At 35.5% G+C, this 24,374-nt stretch carries 24 protein-coding genes, 1 rRNA gene and 3 pseudogenes; 22 read left to right on the top strand and 6 right to left on the bottom strand.

The genetic code is table 11. From position 1 onward, the window contains the following. Positions 1-88: 88 nt before the first annotated feature. The 5 genes from C4H12_RS10110 to C4H12_RS10090 all read right to left on the bottom strand — a co-directional run bounded on the left by C4H12_RS10110 (position 89) and on the right by C4H12_RS10090 (position 8,964). The gene (locus C4H12_RS10110) at positions 89-1,879 is read right to left on the bottom strand and encodes a DUF5689 domain-containing protein (RefSeq protein WP_106098804.1); all 1,791 of its coding nucleotides are present in this window, start codon (positions 1,877-1,879) and stop codon (positions 89-91) included. Between the two features lie 88 nt (positions 1,880-1,967). After that, positions 1,968-4,682, bottom strand: coding sequence for a TonB-dependent receptor (locus C4H12_RS10105; RefSeq protein WP_106098803.1), 2,715 nt, complete (start codon positions 4,680-4,682; stop codon positions 1,968-1,970). A 362-nt stretch (positions 4,683-5,044) separates the two neighbouring features. After that, positions 5,045-7,357: an outer membrane beta-barrel protein gene (locus tag C4H12_RS10100; RefSeq protein WP_106098802.1), complete on the bottom strand. Its 2,313-nt coding sequence runs from the start codon at positions 7,355-7,357 to the stop codon at positions 5,045-5,047. 159 nt (positions 7,358-7,516) lie between these two features. Beyond that, positions 7,517-8,467: a PhoH family protein gene (locus tag C4H12_RS10095; RefSeq protein ID WP_106098801.1), complete on the bottom strand. Its 951-nt coding sequence runs from the start codon at positions 8,465-8,467 to the stop codon at positions 7,517-7,519. Between the two features lie 80 nt (positions 8,468-8,547). After that, positions 8,548-8,964, bottom strand: a complete 417-nt coding sequence (locus tag C4H12_RS10090; RefSeq protein ID WP_106098800.1) for a CBS domain-containing protein — start codon at positions 8,962-8,964, stop codon at positions 8,548-8,550. A gap of 1,134 nt (positions 8,965-10,098) precedes the next feature. On the opposite strand from C4H12_RS10090, the gene C4H12_RS10080 reads away from it, so the two are divergent. From C4H12_RS10080 to C4H12_RS10060, 5 genes and pseudogenes are all read left to right on the top strand, one after another. Then, positions 10,099-10,689, top strand: coding sequence for an SH3 domain-containing protein (locus tag C4H12_RS10080; protein ID WP_254424761.1), 591 nt, complete (start codon positions 10,099-10,101; stop codon positions 10,687-10,689). After that, a complete protein-coding gene (locus C4H12_RS10075) occupies positions 10,686-10,895 on the top strand; it encodes a hypothetical protein (RefSeq protein WP_254424760.1) in 210 nt (69 codons plus the stop codon). The genes C4H12_RS10080 and C4H12_RS10075 overlap by 4 nt, the downstream gene beginning before the upstream one ends. Next, positions 10,835-11,303, top strand: a pseudogene (locus tag C4H12_RS10070) (IS1595 family transposase); the annotation flags it as partial. The gene C4H12_RS10075 and the pseudogene C4H12_RS10070, both read left to right, overlap by 61 nt. A 378-nt stretch (positions 11,304-11,681) precedes the next feature. Continuing rightward, the gene (locus tag C4H12_RS10065; RefSeq protein WP_106098797.1) at positions 11,682-12,293 is read left to right on the top strand and encodes a hypothetical protein; all 612 of its coding nucleotides are present in this window, start codon (positions 11,682-11,684) and stop codon (positions 12,291-12,293) included. Between the two features lie 20 nt (positions 12,294-12,313). Further along, positions 12,314-12,511 (top strand): annotated as a pseudogene (locus C4H12_RS10060) (ThiF family adenylyltransferase); the annotation flags it as partial. Between the two features lie 54 nt (positions 12,512-12,565). Here the strand turns inward: C4H12_RS10060 and C4H12_RS10055 are convergent. Next, positions 12,566-12,880, bottom strand: a complete 315-nt coding sequence (locus C4H12_RS10055) for a hypothetical protein (RefSeq protein WP_106098794.1) — start codon at positions 12,878-12,880, stop codon at positions 12,566-12,568. 82 nt (positions 12,881-12,962) lie between these two features. Here C4H12_RS10055 and C4H12_RS10050 point away from each other — a divergent pair, with 82 nt between their 5' ends. The 17 genes and pseudogenes from C4H12_RS10050 (at position 12,963) to C4H12_RS09965 (ending at position 24,339) form a co-directional block, all read left to right on the top strand. Beyond that, positions 12,963-13,535, top strand: a complete 573-nt coding sequence (locus tag C4H12_RS10050) for a hypothetical protein (RefSeq protein WP_129588232.1) — start codon at positions 12,963-12,965, stop codon at positions 13,533-13,535. Positions 13,536-13,575: 40 nt separating this feature from the next. Further along, on the top strand, positions 13,576-13,920 hold the full coding sequence (locus C4H12_RS10045) for a hypothetical protein (RefSeq protein ID WP_254424759.1): 345 nt from the start codon (positions 13,576-13,578) through the stop codon (positions 13,918-13,920). Positions 13,921-13,933: 13 nt separating this feature from the next. Further along, positions 13,934-14,467 (top strand): hypothetical protein, encoded by a 534-nt coding sequence (locus C4H12_RS10040; RefSeq protein WP_106098793.1) that lies wholly within the window; start codon positions 13,934-13,936, stop codon positions 14,465-14,467. Between the two features lie 22 nt (positions 14,468-14,489). Further along, positions 14,490-14,669, top strand: a complete 180-nt coding sequence (locus tag C4H12_RS10035; RefSeq protein WP_106098792.1) for a hypothetical protein — start codon at positions 14,490-14,492, stop codon at positions 14,667-14,669. Between the two features lie 244 nt (positions 14,670-14,913). Then, the gene (locus C4H12_RS10025) at positions 14,914-15,441 is read left to right on the top strand and encodes a hypothetical protein (protein ID WP_106098791.1); all 528 of its coding nucleotides are present in this window, start codon (positions 14,914-14,916) and stop codon (positions 15,439-15,441) included. Between the two features lie 20 nt (positions 15,442-15,461). Further along, complete coding sequence (locus C4H12_RS10020) at positions 15,462-15,674, top strand: hypothetical protein (protein WP_106098790.1); 213 nt, start codon at positions 15,462-15,464, stop codon at positions 15,672-15,674. 4 nt (positions 15,675-15,678) lie between these two features. Further along, positions 15,679-16,212 (top strand): hypothetical protein, encoded by a 534-nt coding sequence (locus tag C4H12_RS10015; RefSeq protein ID WP_106098789.1) that lies wholly within the window; start codon positions 15,679-15,681, stop codon positions 16,210-16,212. Positions 16,213-16,222: 10 nt separating this feature from the next. Beyond that, entirely contained in the window at positions 16,223-16,582 is a 360-nt protein-coding gene (locus tag C4H12_RS10010) for a hypothetical protein (protein ID WP_106098788.1), read from the top strand. 4 nt (positions 16,583-16,586) lie between these two features. Beyond that, positions 16,587-17,081, top strand: a complete 495-nt coding sequence (locus C4H12_RS10005; protein WP_106098787.1) for a hypothetical protein — start codon at positions 16,587-16,589, stop codon at positions 17,079-17,081. A 56-nt stretch (positions 17,082-17,137) separates the two neighbouring features. Then, positions 17,138-17,317, top strand: a pseudogene (locus tag C4H12_RS10000) (IS1595 family transposase); the annotation flags it as partial. A gap of 235 nt (positions 17,318-17,552) precedes the next feature. Further along, complete coding sequence (locus tag C4H12_RS09995) at positions 17,553-18,014, top strand: hypothetical protein (protein ID WP_106098786.1); 462 nt, start codon at positions 17,553-17,555, stop codon at positions 18,012-18,014. A 192-nt stretch (positions 18,015-18,206) separates the two neighbouring features. Further along, positions 18,207-19,094, top strand: coding sequence for a hypothetical protein (locus C4H12_RS09990; protein WP_254424758.1), 888 nt, complete (start codon positions 18,207-18,209; stop codon positions 19,092-19,094). Positions 19,095-19,141: 47 nt separating this feature from the next. After that, positions 19,142-20,011 carry a hypothetical protein gene (locus C4H12_RS09985; protein ID WP_106098785.1) on the top strand — a complete coding sequence of 290 codons (870 nt, stop codon included), beginning with the start codon at positions 19,142-19,144 and terminating at the stop codon, positions 20,009-20,011. 43 nt (positions 20,012-20,054) lie between these two features. Continuing rightward, complete coding sequence (locus tag C4H12_RS09980; protein WP_106098784.1) at positions 20,055-20,573, top strand: hypothetical protein; 519 nt, start codon at positions 20,055-20,057, stop codon at positions 20,571-20,573. 453 nt (positions 20,574-21,026) lie between these two features. Further along, positions 21,027-21,299 carry a hypothetical protein gene (locus tag C4H12_RS09975; RefSeq protein WP_106098783.1) on the top strand — a complete coding sequence of 91 codons (273 nt, stop codon included), beginning with the start codon at positions 21,027-21,029 and terminating at the stop codon, positions 21,297-21,299. A gap of 48 nt (positions 21,300-21,347) precedes the next feature. Then, on the top strand, positions 21,348-22,262 hold the full coding sequence (locus C4H12_RS09970) for a restriction endonuclease (RefSeq protein ID WP_254424757.1): 915 nt from the start codon (positions 21,348-21,350) through the stop codon (positions 22,260-22,262). Between the two features lie 565 nt (positions 22,263-22,827). Then, a 16S ribosomal RNA gene (locus C4H12_RS09965) occupies positions 22,828-24,339 on the top strand. Positions 24,340-24,374 lie beyond the last annotated feature (35 nt).

The following is a 24,374-nucleotide window of genomic DNA, read 5'->3' as shown; positions in this document are numbered from 1 at the left end:
ATGGAAGGGTGTTTTTGGTGTAAGGGCAAATGAAAAGGAGCTGAAGGGGAATCCTTACAGCTCCTTTTTTTTGCGTTATGGAAAGATTTTATAGAAATTCTACGTCTTCGGTTTTGGTATAGGCAATTTGGTTTATGTTCTTGTTTGCTTTTTTGTCTTCAAATATTTTAAAAGTACCGGTTATGGCTACTTTGGTACCAGCTTTCATTTTATTTTTAAAGGATGCAGGTAGTTTGCCGTAGTTGGGTACGTATAGCTGGATATCGGTGCCATCGGAGAATTTGATGTGTGATTTGCCGCTTTCCTCGACGAGAGTACCGGTGAGTTTGACTGTTTTGCCGATGTTATTGGTAAAATTGGCAAGGGTGGCTTGGGTAGCATCTAAGGCAACGATAGAAGGAGCAGGGGTGGTACCGCTTAATACCACATCGCTGTCTTTAAAATAAATAAGCTCACGTATTACATTGTTGGGAGCAGGGTTATAGTCCTCGAACTTACCTGAGATGGTTACTTCTTGTCCGGTAATTTTTAACTTATCGGTTTTTTCTTTGCTAATGGCAAATGTATTGGCTGTAAAGAGCTGTATTTTGGTATTATCTTTGAGAATTATGTATGAATGTTTGTTTTCAAAAGAGATAGTACCATGTAGTTTGACGTATTTACCATCGGCGTAATCGGCTAGGGTGGCGGTGCTAGCATCTAGAGGAGTATAAGTAGGAGCGGTAGGGGCAGAGCCGAAGGTGATATCGGAGGCTTGTTCTACTTTAATTTGCTTAGTTCCTTTATGATCAATCAAGGTACCTTTTACAGTAAGTTCATAACCTTCGGTAGTCAATTTTTCCATATCGGCATCAGAAACTTTAGCTTCTTTAGGGGCATAAATTAGGATAAGGGTGCCGTCTGCGAGTTTAAAGTAAGGGCGACCGCCTTTGGAGATGGTTATACCGTGTATTTTCACTAGTTTATTTTCCTGAAAAACAGAGGCTGTGGCTGTAGCGGCTTCAATAGCTTCGACGGTAGCAGATTGAGTTTGGGTAACGGTGCCTCCCACAACTACCAAGTCTTGATGGTTACTAATCATAAACTGATAGGTGCTACCAAACTTGGTAAGAACTCCGGTAACATTTACTGTACCGGCGGGTACTATTTGATTCTTAAATTTGGCAAAGCTACTGGTACGGAAGATAATGTGCTTGCCACTAGCATCAGTAAGGTTGTAGTTGGTGCCATTTTTATCACGAGCAGTAGCTTCGGGGGTTACAAAGAAGGTTTTCCCAACAGCATTATCGGGGAAATGTACATTTTTTAGGGTAATAAGCTGGTTTACGTTGCTATCAGTAGCAGCTTGAGCTATAGAGGTAAATTCTTTGGCAAGTTGTGTAAGTGGTTTGCGTTCACCTGTATCAAATAGATGATTTTTGTAGATAGATTTAGTAATTCTACCCACATTGGTATACTTGCCTGAAGTATAGGTTTTATAACCTACATCAACTCCTCCATTATTAAGATGGGTAGAGAGATCTTTAAGGCGAAGTTGCACCTTAGCACCTAAAGGATACTCGGTATAATGTGATCCTTCCTCAATAGCTACTGATATTCCTTGTGTGCCTTCTGGATTTTGGATATAGATTTTTTGATAGAAGTTACCTCCTTCATCGCTTGATATTACATAGCCTTCTATAGCTTCGTTAGCGGTATAAGTAGTTACTGAGGCAGTTGCCTTGCTGGTTAAAGTAGCAAATGTTACAATACTACCATTAAAACTTGGGAGCTCTTTCTTTATTTCCGGAAGCTCATAATCATCATCCTTTACACAGGATATGAGGGTGAATAGCGATAGTAAGGCTATTCCACTGTTTTTTAATGTTGTTAGTTTCATTTTAGTTCTTATTTTAAATTAGGGTTAGGACTTTCTTTATTCTAAAAACTTTCTTCCCTTGCCTTCTTTAGCTTGAAGGAATTTCCAATTAAAGACTTACAGCTAAATTAAGCATATAAGTACGGCCATAACCTACAAAGTAACGGTTGCCAAATGTAGGAATGTTATGTGCATTATCTTGCAACATTTTACCATAATTAGCTGTACGTGATTGTTCAAATCCTCCTGACACAAAATTAGTACCCAATAGGTTGTTCACGCTAAGCATAGCGCTGATATAAGTCTTATTAACACGCCATGATTTACCTCCTACCAAGTTGATAAGAAACACATCCGATAAGCGTTCTTGCTTCAATAGTTCTCGGGCTTTTGCTTTATCAATATTATCAAAAGGTACTTTAGTAGTTGGATTGATAAAGAATTGTGAAGTCCTGTTCAAGGCTGAAAGTGATACATAATTATGTGTAAGTAAGTTTGCTGTCCCCGATATCCACCAGTAATTAGGATCACGATACTCTAATCCTAATGAATAAGCACGTTGTGGACCGCTTGGTACGTGATAATTCTTAAGTTTAACCTCGTCAATAGCCTTGCTAATCTCTCCCGATGAAATATATAGAGAAGGGTTGTTACTATAAGTATATTGTCCTATTGCAGCAGCACCACTTAGTTTAAGCGTAGGCAGAAGGCTTGCCTCTGCTCCTAATTCTATACCAAAATGTTGCTTTTGGATACCATCAACAGTCTGAGCCACAAAATCATGGTCTATTTCATCTGTAAGTGCAGTTTCAGTATAGAAAAAGTTCGTTTCCGAAGTGTTTTCTATCTGGGTAAAATATCCTGTAAGGCGCCCTTTAACATTAGGCAAGCGTAATATGTAGCTCGCATCAGTAGTGTAGGCTACTTCATTCTTAATATTTGGCAATATCCGATTGGAATTTCTCACATTGGTATAAATATTACGAACCGATTGCGGAGTGTTAAAATAACCAATATTTAGCTGAAGAAGATGCCTACCTGTAAAAGCATAAGTAAGCCCTGCTTTAGTGCTCACCCCGTTTTGGTACTTAGTAGCACCTTTGCCGTATGAATCTCTGTATAAGGCGTAATTATACTTCCCATCACGCTGTATATCAGTGTAATGATAGCGGGTAGCTACAAATAGTTCAGCCTTTTTAAAGGTAAATTCTACCTGTCCAAACCCTTCCATCACATTACTTTTCAGCCCGTAGAAGTAATTCCATTTATCCCCTTTACCCTTGCGCATATTAGCTTCATTAGCATCATAAGGCTGATCGTCAAAATAATCATAGTTTAAGAAGTATGAGCCTCCCAAAAGGTCATCTACCTCCGCAAAATTATCCGAAGTTATATTCCGGTACACAATCCCCGAAGTCAGCTTTATCTGCTCATCAATAGGCGTCGAAAAGTTAATGTTAGTAGTAAAAGTCCGCTCCCTATTAATGTCGTTACTTACAATAAACGCACTACGCCCATCACTAATGTTAGCATTCGCACGGTAGAGATCAGCCCAATTAAGTTGTGAGTTATTAAGTATATATTCACGCTGCAAAGCCGCCAAATCATAATCAGCTCCCGCAGGCTGATTAATATAATAACTCGGCATACGGCGGTAATAAGTAGGCTCTGGGTTACTAGCATTACCATAGCTAATACGCGTATTACCTATCTCTCCAAACTGATACCCCAAATCAATATTCAGCCTAGTATTATCCTTCTCATAATTATACGAAAGCACAAATATCGGCTCCGATATAATTCTGTTACGTGAGTTACGCTTGTAATCCCCCTGATTTCCCCAATACGGATTATATCTATAACCAAAAAGATCAAGCGCCTCTTGCGTTAATGGCGAAGATTTACCACGCTTTACAGGAGTGAACAGCCCCACAAAATTCAAGTTATGATGATCTAAAAACTGATACTCCACTGCCCCAGCAAAAGCAAAAGCATTATACAGAGTCCCATCTACCCAGCTGCCATTAGGAGCCCAACGCCGTGAAGCCGATAGCGTGTACGCAAGCCCATTGCGCTGTACCCCCGAGTTGTAGGTAGCCATTACACGCCCCACATAACTCCGGTTACTAACAGATGTCGACAAACGCAACCCTGCCCTATTAAGTGAAGGTCGTATGCTTATGTAATTAGACCCCAACAGACCCCCAAATGTATAATCCGATTTACTAATACCATTGGTAATCTCTTGGTTCCGGGTCAAGTCATTAAGCCCTCCCCAATTAGCATACTGCGCCCTGCCATTCTCTAGCCTATTCATCGGGATACCGTTAATAAGCACCGTCGCATCCTTCGAGTCATATCCACGTGGCTTAAAAAATACAGAACTGAAATCAAAAGCAGCACGCCTCATAAATACATCCTGAGAGCTTTGTAATATCCCCGACATAGCGTCAGCTTGGCTTTCATCATCCTCAAGCTCATTCTCAGTAATCACAGCAAGCTGCTCCATCTCCTGCGCATAGTCAGCACCTAGGCTAATCCCAGCCAATGTCTGATGGTCTTCCCCAGTAATCATCACCACCTCCTCCCGCGTAGTATAACCACCGAGGGAGTATAGCAAAAGAAAATCACCCTGTGGCAACTGCAATACATAGCGTCCCTTGCTATCCGTAACAGCTTCACGCCAAGGCGAATTCACACGTACCTTAACCCCTTGTAAGGGCTTCTTTGTTTGCTCATCGGTAACCACCCCTTCCACCTTTACTTGTGAAAAGACCGTTGCCGAAAAAAACAATAGTACATAAAAATAGAAATTTTTTAACATAACAAAAGGAGGTTAATTCTTAATATTATGGCACAAAGGTAGTAAATAAATGTTAAGTAACAACACCAAACCCCAAAAATATTTCACCCCACAAGCCAACCCCCTACAAACCAACACCCCACCTCCACCAACCCCCAAACGCCCACCCACCACCCCCTATCCCGAACGAACGAATAACGAAGGATAAACGAACTATAAACGAAGGATAGTTCAGCCCTCCCCTCTCTATGTCCTATCTCCTATCCCCTCCCTCCTATCCCCTAAACAAAAACAGCCACCAAGCACCCGCTCAGCAGCTGTTTTTTTATCAAATAAAGCTCCGAATTCTATCTATCTATCCCCTAACACCTACCCCCTAACTCTTAAAGCCTATCTGTTTCTCCCCCACTATGCCCTTTATATTTGCTTTGAGTCGAGTTAAAGTTATAGTTTAACCCCACTTTAAAACTCATATTGCTGTACTTACTCACACTGCCAAGGCTAATCACTGAGTTCTCAATACGCGTATACGGACTCAACCCATCATAAGGGTCAGAAACTACTGCAAATACCGTAAGTGATTGGTTGAAGAACATACGCGCAACACCTACAAACATACCACTCATATCCCTATAAACGTAAGCCTCACGCTCCGAACCCTTGCTCGCGTAAGTAAACATAGCCAAGATTAACCAGTTTTCCGAAGGAACAATCTGGTTCATCAACTCCACCGAAAACCTACCTTCACTCCTGTAAAACACATTCCCAGCAAAAGGCTTCCCATAAGTAAAAGTAAGTTTAGGCATCCATTTACCTATCTGCGTTTGCGCATTCACCACACACTTCAGCACACTAAAATCATCATAATTGCGCAGCGTACTCTCTATCACATCACCGTTAGAGCTTGAAAGCTGATAATCCGAATAAATACCCTTGTGTATGTTCAAATAATTCACCGAAGCAGAAATAGGACCATAAGTAGCCAGCGCTCCCCACTCATCAGTAAGCTGAGGCACAATATAAGGATTCCCACGGTTGTACAAAAAAGACGACGAATAACTGTTGTAATCACTCAGCTCATAAAAAGCCGGACGCTTAATCTTCCTCGCATAGCTAAAAGTAAGTTGTGTCTTCTCCCAAGGAAAAGCAACCGATACATTAGGCAGCCAGTTGCGGTATTCCCTGCTCTTCACCTCACTCTTTTGCCCCCTATCATAGTACCCAAAATCAGCGTACTCATAGCGTGTACCCACCTTTAAATTCACTTTTTTTATAGGGTACGAAAAACTCACAAATCCAGCCGACCGCCTTTCGGTATTCTTAACCTCCGAAGCCACAAGCACATTATCCACATAGTCCTCCCAGCGGTGTAAGTCACTCACTTCAGCCCCGTAGTTCACAGTACCCTTGCCCCATTTTTGCACAAAGGTAGTTTTAAGCCCCCACCAGTCCGATGCAGCGTCCGAGTGCGTATGCACATTTCTCACACCTCCCGTAAGTAAGTTACGTTCTATAATATCCGAAGTATTTGCCGACCGTTGTCCTATATAATCCACATCCGTTTGCAATTTCAGTCCCTCAGTCAGTTTGCTCTCATAATAAGCATTAACACTTAGGTTCTTATTTTGGTTGAAGCGGTCATATTCATTAATCCCCTTAGCCGTAAGCAAATTATTTTTATACGTCGAAGTCTCTTGGGTGCTTAATCTATGCCCTACCATAGGCTCTATACTTCCTCTCACACTCATCCCTACCGAGTGCCCGTCCGAAATCTCGTGCGCTACACCCACCTTAGCCTGTAAGCCCTTAGCATTACTCTCATTAGTTTCATTGCTTAGCACCCGCCACTCATTGTTTTGCGTATGCACCTGCCAATCTTGGTAATAGTCAGCATTTTTTCTCCCGAAGTTATTAAAGTTACCTATGGTAGTGAACCAGTCCGTTTTCCCCTTGCGGTAGTTCAGGTTAACCCAAGTATTAACACTTGCACCTTTTTTCAGTACATAGTTCTCATTCTCTACCGAGCCGCTCAGCCCATCACCTTGTTTCTTTTTCAGTTTGATATAGATAACCGCCCCTACCGTATTATCGTGTTCTGCACCCGGCTGAGTTTCCAGTTCAATACTTTCAATATCCTTAGGTGAAAGCTGATTTATTTCGTCAAGGTTGCGCACCCTTCGGTTATTAATAAAAAAGATAGGATTCCCTTTCCCAAACACCTCAAAACCCCCACCAGTATATGAAGTACTCACCCCTGGGAGGAAGTTAATAAGCAATTCAGTTTTAGGCAAATTCTGCAAAGTCGATTGTGCCACATTAGTACTTATTCTAGTTCCTTTCTGTTCTAATATAGGTCGTTTAGCGCTCACCACCACCTCGCCTAATTCATTAGTAATACGCTCAAGGGTTATAGTGCCCAAGTTGCTCTTTTCGGCAGCTATCATTTTCTCCTCATATTCCAAATGCGTAATCCTGATAAGTAGCTTTTTACCTTCAGCAGGATTAGGCAGTTCAAATACCCCCCGTTCATTGCTTATCGCACCTTTTACAAGCGTCGAGTCCGGCAAGCTTATAAGAAGAATATTAGCCCCACTTACCCCTTGTTGTTCAGCATTCATCAAAGTCCCTTTAAACACATTTTGAGCCATTCCCAAACTACTCACAGCCCACAACAGTGATAGAAAAATCTTTTTCATTATAATCAGTTTTTATAAATTAGCATACTAGCCAATGGTTCGTTTCTATCCCATAAACGTTTTTCTCTTTTAGAAGGTTGTAATAGCACAAAAAAAACTTTGCCAAAGTTTCAAAACTTTGGCAAAGTACAAGTTACAAATACAATGTTTAGTTGTATATTATTCGTTATTTTCTATAGTTTTATAAGCCTCAATAATGCTTCTCACCAGTGGGTGTCGCACCACATCTTTATCATCCAAGTGCAGGAAGGCTATCCCTTTTACATTTTGAAGTATAAGCATCGCTTCTTTAAGTCCAGACGATACTTTTCTAGGCAAGTCTATCTGTCCTGGGTCACCAGTAATCATAAATTTAGCATTGCGTCCCATACGGGTAAGGAACATCTTCATTTGCGCGTGAGTAGTGTTCTGTGCCTCATCAAGGATTACAAAAGCGTTGTCCAAAGTACGCCCACGCATAAAGGCAAGAGGGGCAATCTCAATAATCCCCGCCTCAATAAAAGCATTCAGCTTTTCTGTCGGTATCATATCCCTCAGCGCATCATATAGCGGTTGCATATAAGGGTCAAGCTTCTCTTTCAAATCCCCCGGAAGGAACCCAAGGTTCTCCCCAGCCTCTACCGCAGGTCTAGTCAGTATAATACGCCTTACTTGTTTTTCTTTAAGAGCTTTTACTGCAAGGGCTACCCCCACATAAGTTTTACCCGTACCAGCAGGTCCCACCGCAAAAACCATATCGTTCTTGCGCATCATATCCACCAGTTTCACTTGGTTTTGAGTTTGAGGGCGAATCACCTTGCCATTTACCCCGTGTACTATAATATCTTCTGCGCGTACTTTCTCAGTATTTTCACTCTCCACTGCCGATAGGATACTATCTATAGCTCTCTCATCTAGTCTATTGTATTTAGTACAATAAGCAATCAGTTTATTTATTTGTGCTTCAAAGTCTTTTAGTAAGTGTTCTTCGCCAAAAGCAATCAGCTTGCTACCCCTAGCCACTATTTTCAGCTTCGGGAACAAAGTTTTGATGTACTTAATATTGCTTTCATCTTCCCCACAGAACACCTGTGCGCTTACATCCGTAAGTTCTAATGTTAATTCATTCATCTTTTTCAGTTAAAAAAAGTAAGAGGTAAGAGATAACAAAGCATTTGGTTACTTTCCCATCTCTCACCTCTTATGTAAGTTTAATATTGATCTAAAAGGTATTTAATAAGGTCGGTAGTAGTTACAAGCCCCACTAGTTTATCCCCCTCTACTACCGGAATAGAGTGAAAACTTTGTGCCGATAATATTTCAGCCACTTCCTTAATTGAAGTATCAGCACTTACAGTAAGTGGGGTTTTAGCCATTATTTGTGGTATAGTATACAAGTCATACACCACCGATGTTACTTCCTCTTCACCATCCGTCATATCGGCAAAACTAATGCGTAATAAGTCCGAATAGCTCACTATGCCAATAAGTTTATCCCCTTCCACTACAGGTATATGTCGGATATTGTGCTTTTTAAAGAGGCGTTCAGCTTCATAAAGTGATTGGGTAGGAGTAAGAGTAATAAGTTTCTTACTCATAATTTGCGATACGGGTACACGTTGTTTCATAATGGTTACAATTTTATGATTTCTATTTTCTCCCGCAAAGATACAAAACAAATTTTAATTAACCAAAACACCCCCCTTGTTTTTACATCACCTCCATCCCCTCTATCCCCTATCTCCTAACTCCTCTCCCCTAATTTTTCACCCAAATCCCATTTTCCTTGCCAATCTTTCAAAATCACCTCCACCCCCTCTATCCCCTATCTCCCTACTCCTCTCCCCTGATTTTTCACCCAAATCCCATTTTTCTTGCCAATCTTTCAAAATCACCTCCACCCACTCTATCCCCTATCCCCCAACTCCTCTCCCCTAATAATCAGCCTATTCCTCCCCACCCCTTTTACCTCTTATCCCTTACCTCTTACCTACCTTAAACGAACCTATAACGAAGGATAAACGAACTATAAACGAAGGAAAGACCTCACTCCCCTGATTTTCAGCCACATCATCCCTAAGCTCTATTTTTGCCAAATTCACAACCAAATCCCCAAAACATTACATTATTCTCATCGCTCTTATCTCTCACCACCCCAACTGCATAATACTATATTTTGCCAAAAAATACAGATAAATTGTCAATTATTAATTCTCAGTTAAAAAATATTTTGTATCTTTGCCCAGTAAATAGTCAGCAAAAAAGAAGCAATAATCCTAACTCCTAACCCAATTTATGAAATAAAAACCAATGAACATTGCTAATAACAATTACTCCAAACAAAAAACCAAACACCACCCCCAAAAGAACAACTCTTTGGTATCTCTCGCAACTATCATCAAAATTCCCCAATTTTAGTTTTATTAAAGAGCATATAAATAAATTGAGGTATCAAAATAATTTCACATATTTGCGCTCTGAAAATGAATGTATTATAGAATTATTCAAGGGAAAAAGCCTCTTAGAGTTTACTGAACGCTTTAAAACAGACTTAGATTGCGAAGAATAGCTAGCTTCTTTAAAGTGGGAAGATGGATCTCAGTTGGTATGCCCTTAACTTGACACCTCAATAATGTGAAAATAATTCTTGAAGAAAGAGAAGTAGAAGAATCTAATTGGAATAACAAAAATATAGAAGAAACAAAATGGACTGGAAAATTATAATACTTTTTTTAATAACTTTTAATAGTTATAGTCAAAAAATGGAAGATAAAGAATTAATAACTTTTTTGTATCATAATGCAGAAAAAATAGACATTGAAAATGGAGATTTTGACAATATCTTATCAGAATGGGATTTTCGGAATTTATATTTGTCAAAAATGATAAAAATAACATTTGGAGATAATGATACAACAGCTCGTAAATTAAAAATATTAGAAAAGATCAAAGATAGTTTTTATAAACATGCTCTAAATGAAGTGAAAAATGAATATAGAACATATAATAATATTTCAGGACCCTATTTCGTTTATCTTGTAGAAAAAAAAGACAAAGAAGTCAAGGGAATATTAGAAAAGATTATAACAGATACTACTATGAGACATGACAATAGGGAAGAGTTAAAATCTTTCCTAAAAAAATATAATACTTACTACTATATTAATGGAAAGGAAAGAGATATAGAAATAAAAAAAGAAGCAAATTCATCTTCCTATACTATAAGTAAGATAAGAAACGGAGAAGAAGTAAGAGTAGTTGAAGACGAAGACGATTGGTTATTAATTATAACAACAGATGGAATAAAAGGATATATTCATAAAAATAATATAAAAATAGAAATCATACAATGAACAATCTACTCACCCATTATCCTGTAAATTGGATAGACGGAATGAAGCTAAGCAGCAGCCATTTTATTGCTGTGCAGGACTTTGTTACCGACAGCGTTAGAGATGCCATAGCCCTGCAAACCACAGACCTTAACTATGGCTTACAACCTGTGGAAGGCGATTCGGTAAAGATGCACGTGCTGATGGATCACTATTTCATAGACTAAAATTTGGGTTACGTAAAGCATTTTTTATATGTTTTGAAATGACAACTACAACTAAAGGGTTATCAGCCTCACAAGTTGCTCGTCGTTATCAAATTAGTCGTCAGACTGCACATTATTTTATGCAAAAAGTCCGTGAAGCTATGAAATCCAGTGAATCGCACAAAATGAATGATAGAGTGCAGGTTGATGAATTTACCATAGGAGGAAAAGAGGAAGGTAATACATCAAGTAAAGTCTTGGATACGAGGTATATATTCTTGGGTATCAGAATTTAATATAGACCGCTATTTAGCGGAATACAGTTTTAGAATTAATCGTTCACAAAATAAAGATACTATCTTTAACAAATTAATGAAAAGAATTGTAGAACGTTCTCCCGTTTCCCAAAGTCAATTAGTATGTAGCTAAATAGACACCTCAATAATATTTTATCCCCCAGTATAGCTTCTATAACGATAAAGGAAGGTGAAAAAGAAAGGCCATTTGGATCAGAATATACAACAAAAAGAAACGGAAAAGAGACTGAATTTGAATTAAAAATCACCTTTAATAAAAACAAGAAAATTAATAGCGATGTATTTATAGATGTTTTTAGTAATACCAATGCAGCTCTTGCAAAACCTACTTTTTCAGGCAGTGCACTGCATAGGTTTAAGATGAGGATAATAAATAAATACAAGAGAGATCTTGGAGGGTGGCCTGTAGAAGCATATTATAAAAAAGAATCTTGGAAAAGATTCATTGCAAGTGGGGTAGGAAAAAGAATTTTATAATTAAAATCAAGTAATGATGAAAATAATATATTATATACTCTTCCTACTGTTTGTATCCTGCAAGGCGGATTATGATTTTAAGTATAATCCTAAGTCACGCTTTGGAAGAGAGGTGGATTATTTGCGTTTTATAAAAGGAAGTCCTAAAAGCCTTTTTTATGCAGGGCATATTAATGAGAAAAAATATGTAAAATTGGCTTATAAATACCCCAGAGAGTTGTATACACTGGCAGGTGATATAGACATCTTTTATAATGAAGAAGAAGACAAAAAGCTTCGGGATGAATACAGAAAAGGAAAGACAGAAATTAAAGGAAAACTGTCCTTTGAGAGGGAAGCTCCTTTTCGTGCTGCTATATTAGTTGTGGTGGATAGCACGCATTGTGTAGGTGTTTTTGGAGATGATAGAGAGGGTTTCGAAATCCTAATAGACACTACTAAAATACAGCCTACCAGCTTTATGGAATTTGTTGCTAAAGGTTATCCTTTAAAAAGAATATACTTAAAAGACTTTTTAAAATCTGATAGAACTGTAGAAATGAAAAAAGGTAAGAACCCTATCACTACACAAGAGTGGAGCAGTTTTGTCATAAATATTAATACCTGTAATATGTATTATTGGTAAACAGTCCTCATAGCCTGCAAATACATCTGATAGGAGCAGGCGGCACAGGCTCACAAGTGCTCACCGCCTTAGCGCGTATCAATCATTCCCTCAAAGCATTAGGACAAGCGGGCTTTTCGCTTACCCTCTGGGATGATGACTGCATTACAGAGGCTAACTTAGGTAGACAGCTATTTGCAGCGAGTGAATTAGGCTTGTACAAGTCCCAAGCCTCTATTTTAGAATTTTATCTTATAAAATCAACATTTTTTAGAAATACACAACAAACGTGTTTAAACTTTTTTGAGGAACTTGGAGATAAACCCTAATAAGAGCATTCCAATCCAAGTTACATCAATATACTCGTATCTCATTATCAAACCTTTATATCCGTCAAGCCAACCATTTGCTTGTTCAATTTTAAACCTATTTTTGTACAATTCTTCATCAAAATAAACATCTGGTTGCTTTCCATTTCGGGGATTAGGTTTAATATTTGCTATAATTTCTTTGCTTTCTAAAAACTCTCTAAGAGAAAAGGGAATAATCCAATTATTTATTGTATCTTTGCCCAAAGTTCCTGAATTTTGGTGTTCTTTTTTTCTCAAACACAAAATTACTAATTTTTGGGAACTTTTATTTTATTATAAGAAAAAGTTTAAACAGCTTCGAAAACTAAATTCGATGAAAATGGAAATGCAATTAAATAGAATTATTGTGCTTTTTTTCTTTTATACATCTGTATTAATGTCTCAGATTGTATCAGAAAAAGAGGAAAATTTAAAGTTCTCACAAATTGATTTTTTTGATAAAAAATATGAGAAGGCCATTTATTCATTAATTATAGATGAATCTAATATTTCTGATCATCCTATAATGTCCTACATAGATTGTTTTAATGAGGGATATTTTACAATCCACTTTATCCCTAAAGAGAATGATCTGAAAATATATTGGAGAAAAATGTTTTATGCAAAAGGGGATTTTGAAAATATTGATTTAGATAGTGATAGTAAAAAAATTTATAAACTACTGAAAGATAAATTTAACGAGTACTTCATTTTCTCTTGTCAAATAAAAAAAGAATATTTAGTAAATAAGGACAATTGTACAGAAGAAAGTATTTCTATTAAAAAAAAAGCAAAATGTTGTATATACATGTATGACCCTACTTATAAGAAATGGAAATTAATAGATATAATATATGCTAAAATACTTCCTCCTTATTACAATAATCTTTTTTTTAAAAGATATACTAAATAATTTGTATAAAACTAATTATAAATAAAATAGAAATCATACAATGAACAATCTACTCACCCATTATCCTGTGAATTGGATAGACGGAATGAAGCTAAGCAGCAGCCATTTTATTGCTGTGCAGGGCTTTATTACCGATAGCGTTAGAGATGCCATAGCCTTGCAAACCACAGACCTTAACTACGGCTTACATCCTGTGGCAGGCGATGCGGTAAAGATGCACGTGCTGATGGATCACTACAACTGCCTGCAACTAACCCTTGAAGAGTGCCACGCCGTTACTCCTAATGGAATGCGCATACAGATTAGTGCCTCACAAGAAGGACAAACCTTATACATAAAACTGAAAAAGGTTTGCCAACATTATTCTATAAAACAACAGAATTAGGTTATAAAAAGTTATGAAGAAAAGTTTTATTATTTTATTACTATTAACTCAATGTATTATTTTTGCTCAGAATAAGAAGACATATTCCTCAAAAAATATATACGAGTCTTGTTGTTGGAGTGAGTCAGATGATGGTGATAGCTATTATGTCGTTGATGAAGATATTATGGGTGATCATATTTATTTATGCATTAATACAGCAAATGGTCGATTAGGTAGTCATAATTGTACTAATGTTATAAAAGAAGAATTAAAAAACAATCCTTTTTTAAAGATTAATAATCAAGTTATACAATTAGAGGAAATTGATGAAATTTATAGTTGTATACCTATGGTGCTTTGGTCTAAAAAACAGAATAACAACACCTATATCGCAATTGAATTATACACAATGTGTTATAGTAAATATTGCCACGATTATTATTATATCTTTGTATATATGGAAAAAGGAGTTGTTATGAATTCAAAAATAATTAGGAGTGAGGGTACTCCTATTGATAGCGATACAAAAATCAAGCATTATATGCGTAATGGATTAAAATATTAACACCTTTAAAAATAATAAAACTATGAGTATTACTTTTGGAAAACCACGTTTTGTGGAAGAAGATGAAGAACCAAAGGGAGATGAAAATAGTCTTCCCAAATTTTTGGTGCATTTTAGGCGACCTGATGATTATAGAGGAGAATTTGGGTTTGATTGGATACGTGATGAGTATATTTATCCAATAGTAAAAAAGGAGCTATAGGATGGCATGGTATTGATATTTTAAAGATACATAAAGATAATACTTATTGGCAAGAAAACTTATTTATAAAAATAGAACATAGAGTTGGTGGTTTTTCTGCATGGAATTTCAATGATAAAAAAGATAAAAAAATGATAAAAGAAAAATCTTCCTTTGAATATATAACAACATCAGTTTATAAAGGAGTGGGAAATCTTCCACATACTATTTTTTATAAAACAACAAAAAAAGGATACGATTTATTATGAAGAAATTAATAACTATATCAATGTTAATATTTTTTGCATGTATTAATGCACAAAATAAAGAAATATTTGAAGAAAAAACAATTGTAAGCTCCTTCTGTCGGATAAAATATAATGATGATTTTAATCAATATTTTTTTGATGGTAATATATTAAATTATCCTATTCAGATATTTATTAATACAACAATCGGTTGCTTAACAGAGAATAAATGTAATAATGTTTTAAAAATAGATAAGAATAAACCTTTTTTTGGATATATCAATAAGCAGTATGTAGAATTTGATAATATAGAGCATATAGAATCAAGTGTACCATCTACATTATACTGCAGAAAAAAAGGGGATTTTTCATATATTGTAATTCATCTTGAAGGTATAAGTTATAGCAAAAATTACACCAATAACTATATATTTATATATTTAGAAAAAGGAATAATTAAACGTAAGAAAATTATTACTGTTTATTCCCAGTTTCTATCTGATAAACAAATCAAGCATTATATGCGTAATGGATTAAAATACTAATCTTTAAAAATAATAAAACTATGAGTATTATTTTTGGAAAACCACGTTTTGTGGAAGAAGATGAACTATTAGGTGAGTCTTATGAAAATATTTCAATGTGTTATGGTGGTGCCAACAGAACAACTATAGCCCACGAATTAATGCATAGTTTAGGTTTAAATCACACCTTCTCCAATTTTCGTCGACATACTAATAACAATGAAAATCTTCTAGATTTTCTATTTAAAAAATAAAAAAATGAGATTTCTTTGTTTATTTCTATTTTTTAATATAACGTATTCACAGCAAAATGTGAGGTATGCTAAAATAGATTTGTTTGATAATCCCTATTGTTGGGGGCTTCTAAACGATTCTTTTGGCAGGTATGTGATAAACATCAAAGCATTAGATAATGACATCTATATGCTTATTGATACGAAGAATGTTAGAAGGAGAGAGCCAGAGTGTTCTATCCCCAAACACAGTATAGACAACGGATATTTTCTAACCATCAATAAGCAACAAGTGAGGTTTGACAAAGAGGAACTTGCATTAGACTATTGTATTCCTCGTGCTATACATTGCTCAAAAAACAGAAAGGATACTTATGTAGCCATTGAAATGCGTGTTGCATGTTATATAAAGAATTGCACAACTTTTAGCTATATTTTTGTGCATCTATATGACAATAAGGTTAAAGAAGTCAAAGCAATAGGAGGACCGCACATCGAACTCACGGATAAGAAAATAAAGTCATATATGAGCAACAATGGTTTTAAGTTTTTAAAATAATAATAAAACCATGAGTATTACTTTTGGAAAACCACGTTTTGTGGAAGAAGATGAACTATTAGGTGAGTCTTATGAAAATATTTCAATGTGTTATGGTGATGCCAACAGAACAACTATAGCCCACGAATTAATGCATAGTTTAGGTTTAAATCACACCTTCTCCAATTTTCGTCGACATACTAATAACAATGAAAATCTTCTAGATTTTTCCTTGAAAAAAAATAAAACAGATAATATAATGGACTATGATTGGAAGAAGGTAAATGCTCCTGATTCAAGCGATAATGATTTCAAAGGAAAGATGTATTCTTTTTTTAAATGGCAATGGGAAATAATGAGAAGAGATAGAAGTTTAATTTTTAATTATTAGTCTTATGAAGTATTTATTTTATCTTATTTTTTTTTGTACTAATTCTTGCGGTGTAACGGATATATATTACAATAAGAAATTTATTAAATTTAAAACAACTAAACATCAGGTTTCTAAAATAGCCTTCTATCACATTCCCTCTGATCGGCCTTTTAGTATAAATGATACAATCAATGGTATTTTTCTAACTAGAGATAGTGTTTGTTTATTTGAAAATATATATAAGGATACTCTTGTTATAAAATCAAATATTAAAAAAAGTATCACTAAAAATAATGAGTTTTTTTTTGAAAAGATACCTTACAAATATTTAGATAATAATAATTTTAATTTTTTAAATTATATACCTATTTGTGATGAGGAGTTTTTTTATATTGCATTATTTTTTAACAAGAATAACACAAATCCAGATATACTATGGTCTATAGATCGTAACTCACTTCCAGAAGACTTGAAGTTTGTGATGGAGTATTATGAGAAAATAAGAGGAAGTTTATAAACTAATTGAGGTGTAAAAATAATTTCATATGTTTGCACTCTGAAAATTAATGTATTATGGAATTATTTAAGGGACAAAGCCTCTTAGAGTTTACTGAACGCTTTAAAACAGACTTAGATTGCGAAGAATACTTAGCTTCCATAAAATGGGAAAAAGGGTATTGTTGCCGTAAATGTGGTCATAAAAAATACCAAGTCAGAAAAGATTTTTCACGTACTTGTAATATCTGTGGAGATATTGTAGAACGTTCTCCCGTTTCCCAAAGTCAATTAGTATGTAGCTAAATAGACGTCTCAATTAGTTTTTATTTGATGGTCATTTGATAGAAAAGCCCTTTTAAAAATTAAATCGCTGATAATCAATTAGTTTTTATTTGATGGTCATTTGATAGAAAAGCCCTTTTAAAAAATTAAACTGCTGACAATCAATTAGTTTTTATTTGATGGTTATTTGATAGAAATGTAAAAATATATGAAACTAACATTTATCTTTACTCTTGCTTGTATTGTTAATACCTTTGCTCAACTCTCACCACAAGCCTTAGACTCCTTACAGCAAGTGAAGTACATCAAAGCAAAGTATGTATTGCACGCCAGTCAAAACATTTCTTTAGCCCCAAGCAGACTCTATACGTTAAAAGGTGAAAAATATTATGGCGAATATGTAACCAAATATGACCACCGAGGCAGAGCTCTTGAGTTTTACACCGCAGGTTCAGAAGGTTATATCCCTCACAAACGCTATAATACCTATGGCAAAGACCTGCCTTTTGAAGCCGATATGTACGAATTCCATATCAAAATAGACAAAAAGCACAGCACCATCATCGACAATGGGGAAACACATCGCAATTTTCACTTCATCAAAGGCGAAAAGAAAATAAAAGTCCCCACCAACTCCCAAGGTCGCTTTATCATTTATGAGTATTTATAGAAATTATTTCTTATCTTTGTACGCTGGATAAGAGGAATTAAAAGATTGAGGTATCAAAATAATTTCATATATTTGCACTCTGAAAATACTTTGACACCTCAATTAAATTTTTTGATTATCAAGTTAATGGAATAAAAATAATAACACAAAGGTAAATTCTATTTTATATTGCATAAATATCTTAAAAAACAAATGAAAAAACAAAAAAAACAATATATGAAATTATTACTTATTAGTTTATTTTTAATAGGGACAGTGAGTTCTTGTGAAAATGTTGTTAATAATAACACTGAAAAAGATCCACAAAATGAATTATTAAGTATCGAATCTGATACCATATCTGATACCATATCTGACACCAAATCTGATACCATATCTGATACCATATCTAATGTACAAGAACATTGTGATTTTGACAGTTTTATTAAGGAAGAGATGGGCTATACAAATGGCGTTTTTAATAGCAAAGGAAGGCTTGATTTAGGGAACATTGATATAAGTTCAATGCTCTCTAAACCATCTTTTCCTTATGGGGTTATTCCTTATATTGGGTTTATTGATATAAAGATTAAAAGAAGATTAGAGATTAATTTTCTAAAAATAGAAAAATCAACAACAAATGATAGTCTTTATATAGCAAAAGGGAAAACAAAAGTTGGTAAAAATGTAAGATTGTTTGAAGGAGATATAAAAATCAAACATGTATATTTTTTTGCAGAGCATTCTAGAGGAGCAGACGATGAGATGGTGGGGAAAATAAAATCACAAGGAATTATTATTGCAGATTATTATTTTAGAGAAGATAAAAAATTATCAGCTACTGGTGTTTTTGAAGGAAAGGTTTTATTAGGATGGTATGTTAATAATAAAGGAGTGTTTTTATATGATGATATTGATGAATATTCAGATGACTATAGAAACAACCAATTTGTAGGGACTTGGACAAGTTATAAGACAGGAGTTAAAAAAGTAGCTAATTGGGGCATTTGTCGCATCCCTTGCTCAGGAGACTTAGATTGGGGTGCAGCTGAATTTTCTCCTGCTCCTGAATATAGAAAATATGGTTGGGAAGACTATTAACCTTAAATAAAACCCTTACCTTTGCAAAACAAAATATAAAACAATATATGAAATTATTACTTATTAGTTTATTTTTAATAGGGACAGTGAGTTCTTGTGAAAATGTTGTTAATAATAACACTGAAAAAGATCCACTAAATGAATCATTAAGTATCGAATCTGATACCATATCTGATACCATATCTGATACCAAATCTGATACCATATCTAATGCACAAGAACATTGTGATTTTGAAGATTTTATTAAGGAAGAGATTGGCTATTTAAATGGCGGTTTTAATAGCAAAGGAAGACTTGATTTAGGGAACATTGATATAAGTTCAATGCTCTCTAAACCATCTTTTCCTACCAATCCTTATATTGGGGTTATTCCTTATATTGGGTTTATTGATATAAAGATTAAAAGAAGATTAGAGATTAATTTTCTAAAAATAGAAAAATCAACAACAAATGATAGTCTTTATATAGCAAAAGGGAAAACAAAAGTTGGTAAAAATGTAAGATTGTTTGAAGGAGATATAAAAATCAAACATGTATATTTTTTTGCAGAGCATTCTAAAGGTTTAGAGGATGATATGGTGGGGAAAATAAAATCACAAGGAATTATCATTGCAGATTATCATTTTAGAGAAGATAAAAAATTATCAGCTACGGGTATCTTTGAAGGAAAGGTTTTATTAAGATGGTATATTAACAATAAAGGAGTGTTTTTATTTGATGATATTGAAGAATATTCAGATGACTATAGAAACAACCAATTTGTAGGGACTTGGACAAGTTATAAGACAGGAGTTAAAAAAGTAGCTAATTGGGGCATTTGTCGCATCCCTTGCTCAGGAGACTTAGATTGGGGTGCAGCTGAATTTTCTCCTGCTCCTGAATATAGAAAATATGGTTGGGAAGACTATAAACCTTAAATAAAAAACCCTTACCTTTGCAAAACAAAATATAAGTCAACATATGAAATTATTACTTATTAGTTTATTTTTAATAGGGACAGTGAGTTCTTGTGAAAATGTTGTTAATAATAACACTAAAATAGATTTTCCTACTGATAGTATATCAAGTTTAAATTTTGATGATAAAGCTGAAATAAACAATCCTCTTATAGGTAAAAAATTCTATTATTTATATAAAGGTGAAGATGATGGAGAACTCTTTCTTGCTGTACACCCTTATCTTGAAGGAGATGATGATATGCCTACAATTGTATTTATCAATGATATGCTTATAGATAATTGGAATACAATGGAAGGTAATAAATGGACCATAGAGAAAATAGAAGAAAAAGATACTCTGCTAACTTATTTTGTAAAGATGGAAGATGGGGATGCTTCTGATGCTTTATGTTTGAGTTATAATGCTAAAAAAGGATTAATGTATAATATAAGAAAAGATACAACCTTTATACTAATAGATTCATTGTATATTAACAAAATAAAGAAAATTGAAACAAAAATAGAATTTTCGGATGATTAATGAGATATGTAAAATCAAATGAAGAAAAATTTATCCACTTTAAAATCAAATCAACAATCTACTCACCCATTATCCTGTAAATTGGATAGACGGAATGAAGCTAAGCAGCAGCCATTTTATCGCTGTGCAGGACTTTGTTACCGATAGCCTTAGATAAAAAAATAACAATAAAAATTGACTTAGAAAATCTAAAAGAGTTATGAAAATTTCATTTATTTATATATTTTTTAGTTTGTTGCTTATAAATTGTAAGAACAATGAAGTTCAAAAATTCTTAAGCTATGAAAAAAAGAGAAATTAACATCTATTACCATTAATGATAAAACCTCAATAAATAATAAAAAAAATTTAAACAAACTATTTTATCGTTTATTAGAAATAGATAATGAGATTTTAATAGACACTCTTTCCTCTATTGAAATTAAAGGAGATATTTTAATGGATAGGTTGTCTATGGATTGGTATTTATTAAAAATAAAAAAGATTGATACTATTTCAGGAACTGTCAATATATACATAGGAGAAGAGTCTCAATATGAAGATGACCCTAAATTATATGAATGGGGTGAAGTAATGAATAATAGATATATTTATTATATAAAAAGAAAAGGAAAATATTTATCTATATCTAATAACCTAACAGTAGGTTATGAAGATTTATGTATAGATAAAGATAGTATAAAAGAAAGTAATTTAAAATATTATATCTATGAAAATAATGAATGATATGGAATAAAAACTAATTGAGGTGTCTAAAAATTAATTCAACTAAAAATGAAGAATGTAACTATTAAAGGAGAAACATCAAAAACAACGCAAATAGCACAAAAGGTAATTTATGCAGTTTTTGAAACTCTAAAAAAAGAACCCGAAGGGCTGCCTAAAAAAGATTTACTCACTAAAGTAGCTCCTATTTTTTCTTCAGATAACTATGCCAATAGTTTCCTTGAGAAATCAGGAGGACGCCGATGGGAAACAATACTCAACTTCTATAGCATTAACTGCACTAAAGCAGGCTTTTTAATTAAAAAATCAGGAAATTGGAGCTTGACTCAAGAAGGCGAAGAGGCTATGAAGCAAGGAGCTGCAAAGTTGCTCCAAACCATTAAGCAAAAATATAAAGAATGGCAATCCTCAGATAATATCGATACAGAAGTGGAGGAACCTGATGCAGAGGTTAATTCGCAAACACAATTAGCCTTTTTAGAAACCTTTAAAGATAAAGCTTTAGAGGGTATAAATGCTTTTATTAGAGCTAAAAACCCCTATGAATTCCAAGATTTAGTTGCTACACTACTAAAAGCTATGGGCTATTATATAGCAGAAGTAGCAAAGAAAGGTAAAGATGGGGGTATCGATATTATAGCCTATAAAGACCCACTGGGGGTAGAAGCTCCACGTATTATTGTACAAGTAAAACATTACACTGATGATAATAAAGTTTCAGCTCCAGCAGTACAACAATTAGCAGGAGTACTCAAAAGGAGTACAGATATAGGTATTTTTGTAACTTCAAGTTCTTTTACCTCTGAAGCAAAACGTGAGGCTCATAATAATACTAAACATATACAGCTTATAGACTTTACTAAGTTTGTCGAACTATGGGAAACATATTACGCCAATTTATCATTAGAAGATAGAAAGCAACTCCCACTAGAGCCTATATACTTTTTAGGTACAAACCAATAACTATAATATAGGAACTAATATTTATATGTACCTGCAGATAGTGTAGCAGCATATAAAGCACTTTTCCCTAGTCATCAAAGTTTGATAACAACCAAATAAAACAACACACATCAAGCCTCTAATGAGGAAACCAAAAGCACCGCTTATGCAATGGAGAGCGGTGCTTTTATTATCCAAACCACCCCCTTACCTATATATTATTATAATTCCACACCCCCTTCCCCCACATCCCTACATTTTCCCCCGCATATTTCCCCACCAATCCCCCCTTTTCTCCCTTTCATCCTTTTTTTACGCAAAAAAACTTCACTTCTCACATCACTGACAATCAACCGTTTAACAAATAAACTCAAAAAAACTTCAAAAAAAGTCTTGAAAAAATTTGGAGAATTAAAAAAACGCCGTACCTTTGCACCCGCAAATGAGACGAAAATTAGTCTTGTAAGCGTAAGAAAACAACACGTACATTGACATAATGTTGTACAGCACAAAACAAAGATTTAAAGAATTGAGTGAAACCTGAAGTCAATAACTTGAAAGTCGGTTTAAAACATTAAAGATTTTAACGATGAAGAGTTTGATCCTGGCTCAGGATGAACGCTAGCGGCAGGCCTAACACATGCAAGTCGAGGGATAAGCCTTCGGGCTGAAACCGGCGCACGGGTGCGTAACGCGTATACAATCTGCCTTTCACTGGGGGATAGCCCGAAGAAATTTGGATTAATACCCCATAGTATAGATTCACGGCATCGTGGAACTATTAAAGCCTTGGTGGTGAAAGATGAGTATGCGTTCTATTAGCTAGTTGGAGAGGTAACGGCTCCCCAAGGCTACGATAGATAGGGGTTCTGAGAGGGATGTCCCCCACACTGGTACTGAGATACGGACCAGACTCCTACGGGAGGCAGCAGTGAGGAATATTGGACAATGGTCGGAAGACTGATCCAGCCATGCCGCGTGCAGGATGAAGGTCCTATGGATTGTAAACTGCTTTTGTAAGGGAAGAATAAGGAGTACGTGTACTTTGATGACGGTACCTTATGAATAAGCATCGGCTAACTCCGTGCCAGCAGCCGCGGTAATACGGAGGATGCAAGCGTTATCCGGAATCATTGGGTTTAAAGGGTCTGTAGGCGGGCAGATAAGTCAGAGGTGAAAGCGCTTAGCTCAACTAAGCAACTGCCTTTGAAACTGTTTGTCTTGAATGGTTGTGAAGTAGTTGGAATGTGTAGTGTAGCGGTGAAATGCTTAGATATTACACAGAACACCGATAGCGAAGGCATATTACTAACAATTAATTGACGCTGATGGACGAAAGCGTGGGGAGCGAACAGGATTAGATACCCTGGTAGTCCACGCTGTAAACGATGGATACTAGCTGTTTGGTTGTAAGGCTGAGTGGCTAAGCGAAAGTGATAAGTATCCCACCTGGGGAGTACGTTCGCAAGAATGAAACTCAAAGGAATTGACGGGGGCCCGCACAAGCGGTGGAGCATGTGGTTTAATTCGATGATACGCGAGGAACCTTACCAAGGTTTAAATGGAGACTGACAGGTGTAGAGATACGCCCTTCTTCGGACAGTTTTCAAGGTGCTGCATGGTTGTCGTCAGCTCGTGCCGTGAGGTGTCAGGTTAAGTCCTATAACGAGCGCAACCCCTGCCGATAGTTGCTAACGATTAAAGTCGAGCACTCTATTGGGACTGCCGGTGCAAACCGTGAGGAAGGTGGGGATGACGTCAAATCATCACGGCCCTTACATCTTGGGCTACACACGTGCTACAATGGTCGTTACAGAGAGCAGCCACTGCGTGAGCAGGCGCGAATCTATAAAGACGATCACAGTTCGGATCGGAGTCTGCAACTCGACTCCGTGAAGCTGGAATCGCTAGTAATCGGATATCAGCCATGATCCGGTGAATACGTTCCCGGGCCTTGTACACACCGCCCGTCAAGCCATGGAAGCTGGGGGTACCTGAAGACGGTTACCGCGAGGAGCTGTTTAGGGTAAAACTAGTGACTGGGGCTAAGTCGTAACAAGGTAGCCGTACCGGAAGGTGCGGCTGGAACACCTCCTTTCTAGAGAAACCGATGTTATGGAAAGAAGGTTATCT

This window comes from Capnocytophaga sp. oral taxon 878 (assembly GCF_002999135.1).
Taxonomy (GTDB): Bacteria; Bacteroidota; Bacteroidia; order Flavobacteriales; family Flavobacteriaceae; genus Capnocytophaga.
The sequence above is the reverse complement of the archived record's forward strand: the minus strand, read 5'-3'. Positions and strand labels throughout refer to the sequence as shown.